The following is a 16,271-nucleotide window of genomic DNA, read 5'->3' as shown; positions in this document are numbered from 1 at the left end:
TCAAACCCGTGGCAGGCCAAGCATGCGCTCGGCGATGATGTTGCGTTGAACCTCGTTGGAGCCTGCGTAAATCGGCCCGGCCAGCGAAAAGAAATACCCGTCGAGCCAGCGCCCGATATCGCCTGCATCTGGGGCGCTGCGCAAAAGTTCGCTGCGCGCTCCAAGGATCGAAAGCGCTGTTTTGTGTGTCGCGATGTCCATTTCCGACCAGAAAATCTTGTTGGTGCTGGCTTCTGCCCCGATGGACCCGCCGGCGATCAGGCGCGATGCGGTCTGGTAAATCGAAAAGGCATAGGCTTCGGCATCCATCCATGCCTGCATCACCGCGTCACGCACCGACGGTTCAACCTCGTCCTGGTGCGCCAGGTAAAGCGCCACCAGCTTTTGCGCGGTGACTTGAAACCGTGCCGGTGATCGCAGCATCAGACCGCGCTCGAACCCGGCGGTTGCCATGCAGATGCGCCAGCCTTCACCCTCTTCACCCAGACGGTTGAAGGCGGGAACGCGCACGTCATCAAGGAACAGTTCTGCGAAACCGGTTTCGCCGTCGATTTGTGCGATGGGCTGGATTTTGACGCCCGGCGCATCCAGCGGAAAGAAAATGAGCGACAGTCCCTTGTGGCGTTCCGACTGCGGGTCTGTCCGAAACAGGCCAAAGGCCCAATCGGCAAAAACCGCACGCGACGACCAGATTTTGTGGCCTTTCAGGACATAGTCATCACCGTCCCGCTTTGCAGTTGCGCGCACCGCGGCAAGATCGCTGCCCGCCTGCGGTTCGGACCACGCTTGCGCCCAGACCTCATCGCCCGACGCCATGGCCGTCAGGAACCGCGATTTTTGGTACTCGGTGCCGTATTCCATCAGGGTCGGCCCGAGCAGGAAAATGCCGTTCTGGTTGACGCGCAACGGCGCGCCCGCGCGATAGTATTCTTCCTCAAAGATCAGCCACTGGATCAGGTCAAGTCCGCGTCCGCCGTAGCTTTCAGGCCATGTGACCATGCCCCAGCGGCCCTTGTGCAGCACCTTTTCCCAATCCCTGTGTGCCTCGAACCCTTCGCGGCTGGAATCGAACGAGGGCAGGGGGGCGGACGGAACGTTCTGCTCCATCCAAGTCCGCACCTCTTTGCGAAAGGCAACCTGTTGCGGCGTGTAGGTCAAATCCATGTCGTGATGATCCCATTGTCGACCACGCGTCTCTGCGCTGTGGTTGCGGGCCGGTCAGTCGGAGCCGGCCTGTTTTTTATTTGCCGCGGCCATTGATTTTGCGTCCTGACCGCCCAGCCGGTCACCGGTGGTCAGATCGTTCTGCGCATGGGCGAAGTGGTGAATGTGGTAATGCGCGTCCATCGCCGACCGCTTGCCGCGCAAATCTTCGACCTGATTGATGGCCTGTTTGCCCAGCCACAAACCAAGGCGCGGAAATCCGGCCAGTTTTTCAGCCATTTCTGTCGCGGCCGCGTCCAGCCCGTCACGCGGCACGACGCGGTTGACCATGCCAAACTGTTCGGCACGCGCTGCGGGCATCCGTTCGCCCAAGAGCAGAAATTCCTTGGCGATGCGCGGTGGAAGTTCAAAGCCGTGCGCGAAATACTCGACGCCGGGAATACCCATGCGAATGACCGGGTCCTGAAAAAACGCATCGTCGGATGCGATGATGAAATCACAGACCCAGGCCAGCATGAGTCCGCCAGCCACGCAGGCGCCCTGCACCTGCGCGATGGTGGGTTTGGGAATGTCTCGCCAGCGGCGGCACATGCCCAGATAGACCTCGTGTTCGCGGGTATAAAGAAACTCTGCCGCCGGTTTGGTCACATGGTCCGACTGCATCAGCCGCCGGTCCCAGCTTTTGTCGACATCTCGGCCGGGCGTTCCGATATCATGCCCGGCAGAGAAGTGTTTGCCTGCGGCTTTCAGGATGATGACCTTGATGCCATCGTCATCGACGGCCCGTTTGAACGCATCATCAAGCGCATAGGTCATCTGCGAGTTTTGAGCATTGTGAAAGCTGGGCCGGTTCAGGGTGATCCGTGCGATCTGGCCCTCGGCCTCGTAGAGGACAGGTTCGCCGGTTTCATAGGTGATGTCTGCCTGCTTGGGCGCGACGAGATCGCTCATATCTGGACCTTTCCTTGCTGTGACTGTTCTAGGCGAGGGGGATGGCAGGGCAATCGTCCAAAAAGACTAACGTCCGTCACGCCACCGGTTGCAGGATGTTGTCCAGCTCTGCCAGATCATCGTGCGACAGCATCCAGCCAGAGGCCGCGGCGTTGGCCGTCACCTGTTCGGGCCGGGTGGCCCCTGCGATCACGCTGCTGACGATGGGTTCCGCCAGCAGCCATGAAAACGCCAATTCCAAAAGTGTGTGGCCGCGCGTTTCGCAAAACGTGATCAGCTGTTCCACGACGTCAAGGCGGTCCTCGGTCAACCCGGCCTGAAAGTAGGGGAGGGCCATCCTTGTGTCGTCGGGCAGGGGCTGCCCCTTGCGGTATTTTCCGGTCAAAAGACCGCTGGCCAATGGGAAATACGGCAACAACGTCATGCCCGCCGCCTTTATCGCGGGAAACAGGTCTGCCTTGGCGTCGCGCGCCAGCAGGCTGTATTCGGCCTGTGTCGACAGCAAACGGTCCAACCCGAAATGCCGCGCGGTCCAGTTGGCATCGACCATTTGCCATGGGGCCAGATTAGAGCAGCCCAGATAGCGCACCTTGCCCTGACGGACCAGATCATCAAGCGCGCGCATGGTTTCCTCGATCGGGGTTTTGGGATCGGGAAAGTGATATTGATAGAGATCTATGTAATCGGTGTTCAGGCGTCGCAGGCTGTTTTCGACCGCAGACATGATATAACCGCGCGATCCGTCATAGCGGGTGCTTTTGTCGCGGTTCATCGGGGACGCGAATTTGGTCGCCAGCACGATGTCCTTGCGCCGCTTGCCCAGAACCTGCCCCAGTGTCGTTTCAGACCCGCCGTCGACCCCATAGGAATCCGAGGTGTCAAACAGCGTGATGCCCGCATCAATCGCCGCATCCACGACCGCGCGTGCGCCATCAGTGTCCAGCGATTTGATCATGCCGCCAAAGTTGTTGCAGCCTAACCCGACGACAGACACCTCAAGCCCCGAATGTCCAAGCTGGCGCGTTTGCATGGTTTTCTCCTTAGATGATCAATCCGGTCGTTTTCGCTTTATGATGTCTTGCAAGGGCGCGCTGTCACCCTGTGGCAAGACGCCCGTTGATCCGTTTTGGCAAACCCTCTGGCGGCGGGGCTGCGGTGTGGGCCTCCAGCAACCGGCGAAACGGGTCGACGACCTCGGGCAGGTCCATGACCGCGGGGCGGCGGGTGCGCAGATCGACATGGATCGAGACGGCGTCAGAGGTTGCGCAACGCTTTTCCTTGCCCGTCACCCAAAGCTCATGGACATGATGCACCCGACGCATGTCCGACCAAAGCACGCGGGAGCGGACTTCGATCGGGTCGGCGGGCATCACCTCGCGTTCGTAGCGCACCAACCGTTCGAGCCGAAAAAAGCTGTAACCGGTCCGGCGGATATAGGCGTCGTCAATGGCAAACTCTTCGAAGAATAGTGACTCCGCCGTGTCAAAGACGTGGTCATACCACGACACGTTCATGTGGCCGTTGACGTCGATCCATTCGTCCGCGACCGATCCACGGAAAGAAACGAAATAGTCGCGTCCGGCCCGAGGATCGGAAATGGTCATGCGGCCCCTTCCGGCGTTTCCATCGTTTTAAGCCGATTTTCCAACTCGGCGGCGGGGCATTCGAACTTGACCGTGCCGCGTTCAATGATCATCGCGCGGTCGGCGTAGGGGGCCGTGACCTGCAAGTGTTGTTCAACGATCACGACGGCGGTCCCGGTTTCCGCCCAGCGGCGCAGGAACGACAGGATCGGCGGCAAAAGCGCCTGTGCCAGACCCATCGAGGGTTCGTCGCACAGCAAGACCTTTGGCTGTGCAACAAACGCCTGACCCAGTGCCAGCATCTGTTGCTGACCGCCCGACAGGTCGCGCGCATAGGCGCGGTGTTTTTCCTTGAGGATCGGGAACACTTCGTAGATTTCGTCGATGGCGGCACTCAGCCCAGTTCGGTCACCGCGCCGCGCGGCAGCCCCCATGCGCAGGTTGTCATAGACCGACAATTCGGGAAACACCCGGTGGCCGTCCAGAACCAGCCGCAGGCCGGATTTGGCAATCTTTTCCGGTGCAAGACCCTGCAGCGGTTGCCCTTCCAGCAACACTTCGCCTGCCGTCGGTTTGTTGAAACCGGCGATGGCACCCATCAGCGTGGATTTTCCGGCCCCGTTTTCACCACCGATCAGCAGGATTTCACCTGCTTTGACCGATAGCGTCACATCCTCGATCACCGGCACGATACCGTATCCGGCATACAGATTTTTGACGTCAAGCACCTCGGCCTCCTACGAACATGTGTTGGACTGCCGGATCGAGGGCAATGGTTTGCGGGTCGCCCGCCGCAACGATGGCACCCTGTTCCATCACCGTGATCGTATCGGCAACGTCCCAGACAAGATCCAGATCGTGTTCCACAAGGATCACGGTCTTGCCCAACTGACGCGACAAGAAGCGCACCAGCTTGGCAAAGTTCTTGCGCTCGCTACTCGACAGACCGGCAGCGGGTTCGTCAAACAAGACGATTTCCGCCTCTTTCAACATGGACCGCATCACTTCAGCCAAGCGCCGCTGCCCGTGCGACAACAACTCGGCATTGTCTTGTGCAAACTCGGCTTCCAACGCCTTAGACAGGGCGCGGATTTCAGGGCTGGCCTTGCCGGTGCGGGCGTCTTCCCCGACCTTCAGGTTTTCCCAAAGCGAGAACATCGGGAAGATGCGCGGCGTTTGGAACGTACGCCCGAGTCCAAGATTAGCGATCCTGTCTGCGGACAGACGTGTCGCATCGCGACCATTGATGAAGAACGACCCTTCATTGACGCGCGACAGCCCCGAGAGGATGTTCAGCAGGCTGGTTTTGCCAGACCCGTTGGCCCCGATCAGTCCGTGGATTTCCCCTTTTCGGACTTTGAGGTCGACATGATCGACAGCGACAACCGCTCCGAAACGCTTGGTCGCGCCTTTCAGTTCAATCGCGATCTGGTCGGTGGGTTCAAACCCGTCCTGACCCTTGAGTTCCTCAAGGAAGGCATCAATGCGGAACGATTGCTCACCGCGCCCCGACACGCCGCGCTTCAGCCGCCAGCGTTCCACCGATCCGACAATCCCGTCGGGAAACAGCATCACGGTGGCCAATGTCAGCACGCCGTAGATCAGCAGGCGGTATTCCACAAACGAGGCCAGAGCGATGTTCGGCAGAATGAAGACGATCCAGATGCCGATGATCGGGCCAAGCATTTGCCCGCGGCCACCGACGACGACGGCAAAGAAAAAGACAAAGGACAGCTCGACGTTGAAGCCCTGCGGGCTGACAAAGCCCACCGTAGGCAGAAACAGGATGCCCGCGATACCCGTGCCGATCGCCGCGATGATAAAGGCCAGAAAGCGCATGACACCCGGTTTGATACCCAAGGTGCGCGCGGCTTCCGGGCTGACCGCGGCGACGCGCATCTGGCGGCCAAGGCGTGAACGCCGAATCCCATAGTGAATGCCAAGTGCCAGCATCGGATAGAGAGCCACTGCAATTGTCAGGGGGGACAGACCAAAGGCCCATTCCTCATGCCACCAAGGAAGCTTGACCAGAATACCGTTGATCCCATTGGTCCAGTTGTCCAGCGACATCAGCAACTGCGGAAAAACGATGGCCGCTGAGAGGGTGACAAAACCAAGGTGGAAATACTGTACGCGCAGCGCGGGCAGGGCAAACAAAAGCCCACCAAGGGTTGCGGCCAAAAGCCCAAACATGGAGGCGGCGAGGAATGTATACTCGTGCAGGCCAAAGAAAATCGCTGTGACATAGGCCCCAAGCCCGAGAATCACCCCCTGACCAAAGGATTTCTGCCCTGCATCCACGAACAGGAAGTTCTGAAAGATCGACACGGCGATATAGATGTTCACCAGTTGAAAGGTATGGACCCAATAGCTGTTGCCGATCAGCGATGGGCCGAAGCCCGTGATCGCGATCAGGGCAATGCCGATCCAGACCTGCGACAGATCCGAATTGAAACGGGGCTTGCCACCTGCGGGTGGAGCCTCCGCAGGTGTTTGCATGGTTGAGGTGTTCGGTGCTGTATTCACTGTTGCATCCGCCCTTTATACACGCCGCGCCGATGTGCGACCGAACAATCCTTGCGGGCGCAACATCAAGATGCCGACCAGCACCAAGAGTGAGGCAAGATCCTGATAGGCACCGCCGATCTTGTAGGCGGTCAGCATGGCAACCACGCCAACCAGTGGCCCGCCGATCAGCGTGCCGAGATTGGACCCGATCCCGCCAACGACTGCAGCGACAAAACCGTTCAAAACATAACGCAGCCCCGCATCCGCGCTGACCGAGATAACCGGTGCCACCAGAAAACCGGCGGTGCCGATCATCAAACCCGAAATCGCAAAGGCGATCAGCTGCAACCGGCGTACCGGAAGTCCTGCGGCCCGCGCGGCATCGAAATCCTGCGACAACGCAGAGATGGCAAGGCCGATAAACGTCTTGCGCGAGAAAAACCGCATCGCGAAGAACCAGAACACCATGCATCCGATCGCCAGCCCATAGGCCCCCGGTGTGCGCACGCCCAGAACCCGGAAATAAGGCGCGGGGCCTTTGACATTATAGGCGAACGGCCCTTGGTAGATCATGATAAGCGCGCCGACGATCACCGACACGGCCACTGTCGAGATGATCCACGAATCCTGTTCTACCGATGATCGCAGCGGTATCAGCGTAAGCCACCCCTGAAAGGCCAGCACCGCCGCGATGATCACACCCGTCACAAGAAGCATCGGCAACCACACGCCAAGCGAAGCGCCGTTCGCAAGGAAGAACGCGCCGAATGCGCCAAGGACAAGCATGTTGCCCTGTGCAAAATTGAGAATGCCCGTCGCCCCGTGGACGATGTTGAAGCTCATCGCGATCATCGCAAAGATCGACCCGATGGCGATCCCGCGCACGACAATGATCAGTATTTCACTCAGCATCTGCCTTTTATCCTCTCCCTGTCCTGGCGCCTGATCTTGGGACACCGCGAGCCAAGTTTTCACCAAGACCCTTCACCGGTTACAGTCACAGGCTGGTCAGACCCGGCATCGGCCAAAAGGACTAAGCGACGTGCCGCCCCTTGAATTTCAGCGCGTCTGGGTGGTGTTTTTCGCCGCGCCCGTCGTCTAGACCAGACGGACGATGCAGCCGTGCCAGGCCTTGGGTAAGCAGCAGGGAATGAGGTAAACCACGTACGGAGCGGAGCGCGGCATGCAGGACATCAAAGAGCTTTTCGAGCCGGTTCGCCTTGGCGCGTTTGATATGCGCAACCGTATCGTGATGTCACCGATGACGCGCAGCCGGGCAGGCGCGGGGGATTGTCCGACCGCACTTCACGCCGAGTATTACAGCCAGCGCGCGGATGCCGGATTGATCGTGACCGAAGGTGTGCAGCCCAGTCCCGCGGGCAAGGGATACTGTCGCACTCCGGGGATTTATTCGCCCGAACAGATCGAAGGGTGGGGCGCGGTTGCCGACGCCGTGCACGCGCGCAACGGGCGGATCGTCGTCCAGCTCATGCATTGTGGCCGCATCGCGGCACGGATCAACAAGGACGACGATTCAGAGATCGTCGCGCCGTCCGCGATTACGGCCAACTGGAAGATCTTCACCGATACTTCGGGTCTTGTCGATATGGACGCGCCACGTGCGCTGGAAACCGAAGAAATTGCCCAAGTGGTCGACGAATACCGGCAGGCTGCCGTGAATGCCCGCGCTGCCGGGCTCGACGGGGTCGAGCTGCACGCGTCAAGTGGTTACCTGCCGATGCAATTCCTGTCGACCAACACCAACAAACGCACCGACCGGTATGGCGGGAGCGTCGAAAACCGGGTCCGGTTCAGTATCGAGGTGCTGACCGCGATGGGTGAGGCAATCGGATTCGACCGCGTCGGTTTGCGCACATCGCCGGGACTGGGGTTCAACGATATCGACGACGAAGACCCGGCCGAGACCTATGGCACGCTTTTCGATCAGGCGTCGACGCTCGGGTTGGGCTATCTGCATCTGGTGCGTAACGTGACGCCCAAGGTCGACAACTACAAGCTGGCGCGTGACCGCTGGAAAGGTCCGCTGATTCTGAATGGTAATCTGACAGCGGCCAAGGCGGCGGGGTTTCTGCGCAGCGGTGGGGCCGACGCGGTGTCGTTCGGGCGCGATTTCATTGGCAATCCGGATCTGGTGGAGCGGCTGCGACAGGGCGTGGAGTTGGCGGATTACGATCAGGACCGTGTCTATACCAAGGGCCCCGAAGGCTTTACCGACTATCCCGTCGCAACCTGACGGCGCGCCAACACTGCCTGCGCGCCGCGAATGGACGTGCGACAAGCATCGGCCAGATCGAGGGCGGCAAATTCGGGCGATATGATCTCGACGCTCAGCGGCGCGGACGTGCCGGTGGCCTCCAGCGCAGCGACGAACCCGTCCAGATCGAACGCACCTTCGCCGCAAGGTTTGCGCCGCAGCGTATCCTGCGCGAGCGAGCCGCTGATGTCGGCATCCGCATCATTCACCTGTATCGACAGGATCCGGTCGCCGGGCAGCCGCGCCAGATCCGACAGCGCGATGCCGCCACGGAACATGTGCCAGCAGTCGATGACCAGACCCGCGTTGGCGATACCGTCCGTGATAAACAGCGCCGCCTCAAGCGTGGCGACATCGCTGAACGGTACGATCTCCAAGGCGACTTTCAAGTCGTGTTGTGCCGCGCGTTCGCAGAGTGCGGCAAAGCGGGTTCGCATATGTTCGGGCGGCAGACCACGGTGCTGAAAATCGCCGCCAACATTGACGGAATGCGCGCCAAACGCGCGAGCGGCGTCGTAAACGGTCGCTTCATCCTGTTCGGCAGCGGCGTCTTGGTCGGCAAACCAATTGGTCAAAAACTCCAGTGAAATGTCGTGAATGCCGTAATCGCGCAGCAAAGCCGCCATGTCCTTGTCGCGGAAACCTGCAACCCGCTGGGTGCGATAGTCGCGAAGGTGCAAGCACATTCCAGTGTATCCTGCATGGGCGGCAGCGGTGACGCGCTCCGAAAAGCTGTGACGTGCTCGCTCGGCAGTTCCGGGCAGGACACCGCTGATTGTGTGTGAAGTGCAAATGAGAGAGTTCGAGATAGTCATAATGCTAATTTCCGTCGTGATGTCAAAATATGCAACGCGCCGTCTCGGAACACTCGCTTCGTTTTACAAGCAAAAGTCATTGTGCATCGCCCAATTCGCCGCTGTGTTGTATTCCCATAAAAATGCGATTCAAACGCCGATCGTCAAATATTCCGCCAAGTGCGGGCGTACGGAATGGTTTAGATGAATGCGTCGTCGCACGAACATCTCGCGGGTCCAGACTAGCGTTGCTTGGACTTCCTAGTTCTCATATTTTGGGAGTGGGAAAAACATGGTGGTCGACCTGGTAGGATGAGGTTTTGGAACAAGGCGGGACCCACCATGGATGTAAGCATTTTTGTCGAGACGACGTTTGAAGATGGAGACACCAAGAGGCTCAACATCGGTCGACTTCGCCGTGCGCCGGACGAGTTTTGTTCTGAGGACTTGGGGCTTCTGCTTGACGACGCAAAGACATTGTTGAGGCGCTTGCAGGAAGCGATTGTGCAAGATCAGGGCGGTGAAGCAATAGAGGCTCGCCGGAAATGCGACGGCTGTGACAAACAACGCGCAATCCATGATGATCGAGGCCGTATTCTCGACACTCTTTTCGGGCGAATTCAGGTGAAGTGGCCAAGGCTTCGACGCTGTCGTTGCCAACCGGTAGGGATCGAAAAATCTGGACCGCAATCACCACCTGCCGGGCTTTTCTCTGACCGTGTGACTGCCGAACTTCGGCGCCTGCAGGCTGAATTGGGAGCGAGGCACTCGTTTCGGGAAGCCGTTCGATTGATCGAAATGTTCCTGCCCTGTTCGGCTCAGTCGAACACGACCGTTCGAAATCGCTTGTGTCGCGTCGCCGACGAACTAGAACACGAAGACGCAAGCCAATCAGACGCAGATACAATCGCGCGGCCAACGCCACTGACCGTTTTCCTGGATGGTGCGCACATTCGTTGTCGACCTGAATACCAGAAACGTCACCTTGATGTTGTAGCCGGCAAGATTGAAAGTTCCAATATGAGCCGGCGGTTTGGCCTCGTGCAGCAAGCCGCCAGTCCTCCTACAAAGCAGCTCCGACATGACCTGATCGCGCAGGGCTGGGACGGTCAGCGCAAAGTGACCGTGATCTCAGATGGCGAACCTGCACTGCCGAATTCGGTGAGGCGTGCCGTTCGAGGTTCCGTCACCCACATAATGGACTGGTGGCATATCTCGATGCGGGTCAAACACATTGAAAATGCGGTGCGGGGACTTCTGCAATTGAAGGGGCTTCAGGGTTGCCGCTCCTCTTTGAGCGACCTGCCGATACACTTCGCTGGTACCTGTGGCGCGGCAAAGTGATGACCGCCGCGACAATCCTCAAAGTTCTTCAGATCGATTGCGATCGTCTGCACGCCGAAACCAGAGAATTACAAGAAGCGGCCAAGCGCGTCAAAGCCCGGTGCGACGAACTCTATTCCTACCTTGCGAACAACTTCGGCGCGCTCGTTGACTATGGCAATCGACACCGGAATGGCCACGCAGTTTCGTCATCCCGGGCAGAGGGCTGCGTTGATGACATCGGCAACACCCGCATGGGCAAAAAACGTCGTATTAGGTGGTCCCCACAAGGTGCTCATCGCGTCGCGATTACCAGAGCAGCGGTCCTCGACGGTAGACAAACCGTCGCCCAACTCGCAGCCTGACCACCAAGTTTTGCCCACTCCCTGCCAACTCGCAAGCTCAGCGAGTTAACGTGACAACACCCGCTTCAGTCCGACGATGTCCGACGCCCCCGAAACCAAGCGCTTCGGGGGCGATCTGGGTCAGGCGATCAGGAAATCCTCGGTCGTGCTGCGATCGAACGCGAAGCCGACCAGAGAAAACGAGGTGGTGCCGATCGCAGAGATTTCGACGCTGTCAAAACTCTGGCCTTCAAGACCCGCTGTTACGCTGCCGTTCGTCGCGGACAGGACTTCGGACCCGATTTGCGTTCCGTCATTGAAGAACGCAATCTGAACGTCGCCCGTGTCCTTGACCGTGGCGAAGTCGAACATCGCCAGAACCGCATCACCGAAGGCCCCGTTGTCCATGTCAAAGATCAAAGTTTCATCGTCGTTGACCAAGGACGCTTCCCCCCGAAAGACATTATCGCCGTGCGAGAACACACCGATTTCACCCCGGTAGCCGGTGACGTATTCCCAACCCGACGCACTTGCATCTACCTCAATATCGACCGCATCGAAATCGATGCTGTTTCGGATTGTCGGAATGCGTCCTGACTCGACCTCGATATCATCGATGCTTTCTGTGGCGCGGCTGCCGAAGACAAAGAACTTCTCAAGCGTGACGGACACGGTGACCGTCTCCGGTTCAGGCTCCGGCGCATCGAAACTCAGCAACGCCAGAAGCGGGTCGTGGTCGCTGGCGCTGCTATCGGTGGCGGCGAATTCAGAGTTGGTGTGGACCACGTCGAACTGCGCACCACCGAGCAGGGCGTCGGACACCAGGATATGATCCAGCGACTGGCTGTTGCCCTGAAAGTTGAACGTGTAGCGTTCGTTGGGATCAAGCGTGTTGGTCAGGTTCGTGAGCCCGGCATCTTCGAGCCCGGTGACGGGAGAGACGAATTCGAACTCGTTGAGATCACCGAGGGCGACGATATTAGCATCGCCGTCGTCTGCCAGGGCATCTGAGACAAAGCTGCTCACCGCCGCCGATTGTGCCTGACGTTCATCCAGCGATCCGTTGACCGTGACATCCTCCTGCCGGTCCGCGAAATCCTGCTCGACCCCGAAGATCGGGGCGCTGCCGCCCTTGGAAGAAAAGTGGTTGTTGACGACGGTGATCTCTTCGCCATTGAAGGCGAAACTGGCCACCAGAGGCAGGCGCGCGCCCTCGAAGGCCCCGCCTGGGTCTTGGCTGCCGATGGTCTGGACCGACCCTTCGATCAGCGTCACGCGGGTTTCGTTGTAGAGGAACCCGGTACGGATGTTGCCGCCGGGCTGACCGCCGCTGGTGTTGTTGCCGATGAAGGTGTTGTCGATGAAGGCATAGCCGGTGCTGTCGTTCATCACACCGTCATCGGCAAGGTCGATGGCGTCGATCAGGGCCTCATAGGTGGCCGAGGCGGAAATCACACCATCATCGACCGAGCCTGAGTTGTCCTGCACTTCCTGCAACGCGATGATGTCGGGGCTGTTGAGGTTGGTAATGATCTGTTCGGCGATGGCATCGAAACGCCCATCGGCCACATCGGTGTCGCCATCCGCATCGTTGGGGTCGAGGTTGAGAACGTTGTAGGTGGCGATGCTCAGATCGGTGTCGGAGCCGACCAGATCGCTCATTTCTGCCTCGAGCGCGGAGGGTTCGATCACGACAACGGTTTCGGTCGGCACGATTTCGTAGTTGCCGAAGCTGTAAGACACGACGCCGACGATATCGTCAAACGCCGCGCCGACGCTGACATCGACAGCCTCCTGACCGCCGCTGACGTCGAAATCCCAGTCGATTTGCACCTTTTCAGGATTGAAATCATCGGGCGAGATATTGAGCGTCCCGCGATCCGAAAGCCCGGTCGCCCCGGCGCCGCCATCGACAGCGACGAAGACCTCGCCGAAACCGTTGGTGCCAGAGATGGCCACCGCCTGTGGCACGGTAACGAGCATCCCTTCAAGGCTCTCGAAGAAGTCGATCCCGTCGGTTTCGGCATCGAAGGACGCAAACGCATCATCGTCGATATTCTGATCCGGCAAAGCACGGCCACCTGCCCCGAGAATGACGGTGTCGGGCAAAGCGTTGCCCGATGACAGGACCGTGACGACTGGAGCGCCCGCCAGTTGCGTCGTGCTCAGATTGCCGCTCGATGCGCCGCCGGGATAGAATTCGGAGACGGTGCCCGTCACGTCCACCTCGTCACCGATCTCGACGCCCGGCGCGCTCGAGGTGAAGACGAAAATGGCGTCGGATGTGGCAATGTCGCCGTCTCCGTTCGCGTCCTGCATGTAAAACCCGTTGGAATCCACGGCGGTCACGATGCCGGTTGTGGTCACACGGTCCCCGTCGCCACCCGTGGTCGGATCGAGCGGCGTCGCGCTGACAAGGCCCGAGACGTGGCCCGCGCCCTGAATCTCCATGATGGTCACGCGATCCGGGGCGATGACCGGCGCATTGGTGCTGCCCGGCGTGTCGGCAGACAGATCGTTGAAATCGAGCGCAGCGAAGGCCCCCGTCCCGTCGGTTTCGCGCGCGGCGCCAGCGGTGGTGAAGGCGCCGTCAGCCGGGATCACGGTGTCCGAATAACTGACATCCAGGTCTTCGTCGCCATCCACAAAGGACAGGCTTGCGATCACCTCGGTCCAGGGTGTCGCGTCGAAACTGCCGTTGTTGTCGGTGTCGAGATCGGCCCCGGACACTCCGGTAAAACCATCGACCAACAGGAACGTCTGCGGAGAGCTGAAGAAATCCAGATCTAACACACCGACATCGCCCGGTTCGAGATTGGGATTTGCGCTCTCGGCAATCAGCAGAAATCCGTTTTCATCCGCAAACGCGCCGTCAAGGCTGATGGCAAAGTCGATTTGGCCGGGTTCGAATTCGCCGGACAGCGCAACAAGCGTCTTGCCGTCGAAAGACGCGCCCGGCGTTGTGAACAGCTCGACGAAATCGTCGGTATCGGGGCCGGTTTGCGAGATGCGGACTTCGTTGATGGCAATATCGCTTCCGCCGGTGCCGCCGCCATCCGGGAACGGAAACGGGTTTGCCGCGGTAGCGTTGCTGGTCTCACCATCGAGCGCGTCCGCTCCGCTGAACGTCCATTCCGACGGATCGAAGACGGGGCTTGCCCCTTCGGCCGGCGAACGCGACGCCCAGCCATCGGCGTAATCCCACACTTCATTGGTGCCATCGACATTGATGTCCCCGAACAGATCGATCACCGTGTCGTTCTGATACAGCTCGATAGCGTCATCGCCGTTGATGCTGGCGGTGGAGCTTGTGTAATCCGGCGCAAATCCGAAGAAATTGGTGAACTCCGTGATTTCGGAGGCAACGTATATCGTGGAACCAGCCGCGAGAGGTACGGCAGGGAAGGTGAATTCTTCGCCGTCCGATCCGCCACCATTGTTCGCCGATCCCACGCCGTAAATCGACAGGTCGGGAATGTCGGCCAGCGCGTAAAGCTGTATTGCCTTGGGCACGCCGCCGGTTATCGGGCCGTCGATCACTCCGGTTATCATCAAGCTCATTTCAGTCGATCCTTCCTGTTGTCACGGCGGTTTGGTCCGCGTTGTACTCGGGCGTTGGTGGTCGGCACCCCGGATCGTCGTGCGATGCAACGGCACTGTGTCAGGGCCGATGGGATCCGGAAACGTGGCGCAAGAATCGGGGCAGCCCAAACCGCGATGCCACATTTTTTACGCTATCCGGTGTTTTCGGAAGTCATCGGGAAATTGTGCGCGCAGTTCGGGATGTGGCGGGTTATTGCTCATTCCATAAGCAGGAAATCGCAAGATATGGAAAAAGTAAGAACGTCGTATTCTTGCGGGGGGTTCGGTGCGGCACCGATTGCCTGGGATCCGGTGGCTCAGATATTGATCCGAATTCCCGCGACCATCTCTCAATATAGGGTCGCGCCGGTCCAGAGCTGCTCAGAACCCGAATGCTGCCTCTCCGCCACACAGATTGAGGCGGAACCGATTTAAGGTTAACACGACAAGAGTGAAATCCCACATAGATATTAAACAGAACTTTCAAACTTTGAGCATACAGGTCAGCAGAACGCAAAAATCTTCGGTCAGTTCTGCGGTGCTTCGCGGGTTATCCATAAGCTGGCGGACGAGTAGATGCCGGAAAACGCCGTCCACGGCTCCATAGAGCACTTGTATCATTGGCCCATCGGTATGATCGTCTGCGATACGCGTGAAGAGCCCGACAAGCGAAGCCTCGATCTCGGCCACCACAGGCTGAAAGACCGGATCAAACAGAGCCTGATTGCGGATGTCATACCAAAGCCTGTGCGTTTCCGCGTCTTCGACGATCGACGCCGCAAGTCCTTCTGCAAAGGCCCGAAACAGGCTGTCGCGCGTGTCCGCTCCAGCGATGCGGGCGCTGATGTCTGCAGTAGAGGCCTCCTTGTAGAGTCGCACGCAGTAGATCAGCAACTCTTCCTTGTTTTCAAAGTAGTAGTGGAGCATTCCGAGCGAGAAATCAGATTCCGCGGCGATGTCACGCAGGGTGGTATTGGCATAGCCATAGCGTTTCAGCGCCTCGATCGCGCTTTCCGCCAACTCGCGTTTCTTCGCTTCGCGCTTGGCACCCTTGGTGGCGGTGCGCAGTGCGAGCTTTCCTATCGGTTTCTGTTCGGTCACGGCCGCGCAAACATCCTTTTTGTTTATCCCAACAACGCGTTGATAAAGATCCTCGGCAGTTTCAGCCAGCCCGGCTTGTATCGGAACTGCGTCAGCAACTTGCCAACCTTATGCTGTCGTTTGTTGGTCACAAACCACGGCGGACGCGGTAAGAGGTAAACCAACCCGACAGGATGTTGCGCGGGAACGTCTCCATGGGGCTTCGATCACGGTGCATCAAGTTCCTTTCAACCAATAAATCTGTCCACTAGAACTGATCAATTTTCCGAATCTACTTTGAATTTTGATCAAGTTTTTGATGTATTTCCCACGCTGACAGCAACCAAGCATTTTTGCGAGTATAGGCAGGAAACACACGCTATGAGGGTTTCTTGGATGGTATTGTGCGTTTGCCAACCCTCGCAACAGCTAGACCTCGAAAAAAAATGCGCCAATAAAGTGATTGCAAAATAATCGTGTCAAAAAACGGTGGGTTCTGACCACTCTGCCCCGCTCTCCTGAAATCAACGGCTTAGCCGTGTCACAAACCCTGGGCAAATCTCCAGCGATTCTGACACGTTTTTCCCCGGTATCTGTCTTACACCCCAGAAGGGTCGAAGCGCCCCTCCACGAACGGCGCGGCAGCTTGAATGCAACGCGCCTTTCA

11 protein-coding genes and 1 pseudogene are annotated in these 16,271 nt (G+C 58.7%); 2 read left to right on the top strand and 10 right to left on the bottom strand.

The annotated features are described in order from the left end of the window. From ACGKZZ_RS13105 to ACGKZZ_RS13075, 7 genes are all read right to left on the bottom strand, one after another. Complete coding sequence (locus ACGKZZ_RS13105; protein ID WP_411224024.1) at nucleotides 1-1,164, bottom strand: acyl-CoA dehydrogenase; 1,164 nt, start codon at nucleotides 1,162-1,164, stop codon at nucleotides 1-3. A gap of 54 nt (nucleotides 1,165-1,218) precedes the next feature. After that, nucleotides 1,219-2,115: an enoyl-CoA hydratase gene (locus ACGKZZ_RS13100; RefSeq protein WP_411224023.1), complete on the bottom strand. Its 897-nt coding sequence runs from the start codon at nucleotides 2,113-2,115 to the stop codon at nucleotides 1,219-1,221. 76 nt (nucleotides 2,116-2,191) lie between these two features. Next, the gene (locus tag ACGKZZ_RS13095) at nucleotides 2,192-3,145 is read right to left on the bottom strand and encodes an aldo/keto reductase (protein ID WP_411224022.1); all 954 of its coding nucleotides are present in this window, start codon (nucleotides 3,143-3,145) and stop codon (nucleotides 2,192-2,194) included. Nucleotides 3,146-3,209: 64 nt separating this feature from the next. Next, a complete protein-coding gene (locus ACGKZZ_RS13090; RefSeq protein WP_411224021.1) occupies nucleotides 3,210-3,719 on the bottom strand; it encodes a thioesterase family protein in 510 nt (169 codons plus the stop codon). Further along, the gene (locus ACGKZZ_RS13085; protein ID WP_411224020.1) at nucleotides 3,716-4,426 is read right to left on the bottom strand and encodes an ABC transporter ATP-binding protein; all 711 of its coding nucleotides are present in this window, start codon (nucleotides 4,424-4,426) and stop codon (nucleotides 3,716-3,718) included. The genes ACGKZZ_RS13090 and ACGKZZ_RS13085 overlap by 4 nt, the downstream gene beginning before the upstream one ends. Next, the gene (locus ACGKZZ_RS13080; RefSeq protein WP_411224019.1) at nucleotides 4,419-6,197 is read right to left on the bottom strand and encodes an ABC transporter permease subunit; all 1,779 of its coding nucleotides are present in this window, start codon (nucleotides 6,195-6,197) and stop codon (nucleotides 4,419-4,421) included. The genes ACGKZZ_RS13085 and ACGKZZ_RS13080 overlap by 8 nt, the downstream gene beginning before the upstream one ends. Nucleotides 6,198-6,239: 42 nt before the next feature. Then, entirely contained in the window at nucleotides 6,240-7,118 is an 879-nt protein-coding gene (locus ACGKZZ_RS13075) for a branched-chain amino acid ABC transporter permease (protein ID WP_411224018.1), read from the bottom strand. 271 nt (nucleotides 7,119-7,389) lie between these two features. Between ACGKZZ_RS13075 and ACGKZZ_RS13070 the strand changes: the two genes are divergently transcribed. Then, nucleotides 7,390-8,460, top strand: coding sequence for an alkene reductase (locus ACGKZZ_RS13070; RefSeq protein WP_411224017.1), 1,071 nt, complete (start codon nucleotides 7,390-7,392; stop codon nucleotides 8,458-8,460). On the opposite strand, the gene ACGKZZ_RS13065 is transcribed toward ACGKZZ_RS13070, so the two are convergent. Then, a complete protein-coding gene (locus ACGKZZ_RS13065; protein WP_411224016.1) occupies nucleotides 8,442-9,296 on the bottom strand; it encodes a sugar phosphate isomerase/epimerase family protein in 855 nt (284 codons plus the stop codon). The two genes, ACGKZZ_RS13070 and ACGKZZ_RS13065, sit on opposite strands and share 19 nt — an antisense overlap. Before the next feature lie 321 nt (nucleotides 9,297-9,617). Here ACGKZZ_RS13065 and ACGKZZ_RS13060 point away from each other — a divergent pair. Continuing rightward, nucleotides 9,618-10,963 (top strand): annotated as a pseudogene (locus tag ACGKZZ_RS13060) (ISKra4 family transposase). A 120-nt stretch (nucleotides 10,964-11,083) separates the two neighbouring features. Here the strand turns inward: ACGKZZ_RS13060 and ACGKZZ_RS13055 are convergent. Both ACGKZZ_RS13055 and ACGKZZ_RS13050 read right to left on the bottom strand, forming a co-directional pair. Further along, nucleotides 11,084-14,503, bottom strand: coding sequence for an endonuclease/exonuclease/phosphatase family protein (locus ACGKZZ_RS13055; protein WP_411224015.1), 3,420 nt, complete (start codon nucleotides 14,501-14,503; stop codon nucleotides 11,084-11,086). A 504-nt stretch (nucleotides 14,504-15,007) separates the two neighbouring features. Then, nucleotides 15,008-15,625 (bottom strand): TetR/AcrR family transcriptional regulator, encoded by a 618-nt coding sequence (locus ACGKZZ_RS13050; protein WP_411224014.1) that lies wholly within the window; start codon nucleotides 15,623-15,625, stop codon nucleotides 15,008-15,010. Between the last annotated feature and the right edge of the window lie 646 nt (nucleotides 15,626-16,271).

Source organism: Marivita sp. S2033 (assembly GCF_046592965.1).
GTDB lineage: Bacteria > Pseudomonadota > Alphaproteobacteria > Rhodobacterales > Rhodobacteraceae > Marivita.
This window is presented reverse-complemented; position numbering and strand designations above follow the sequence as displayed.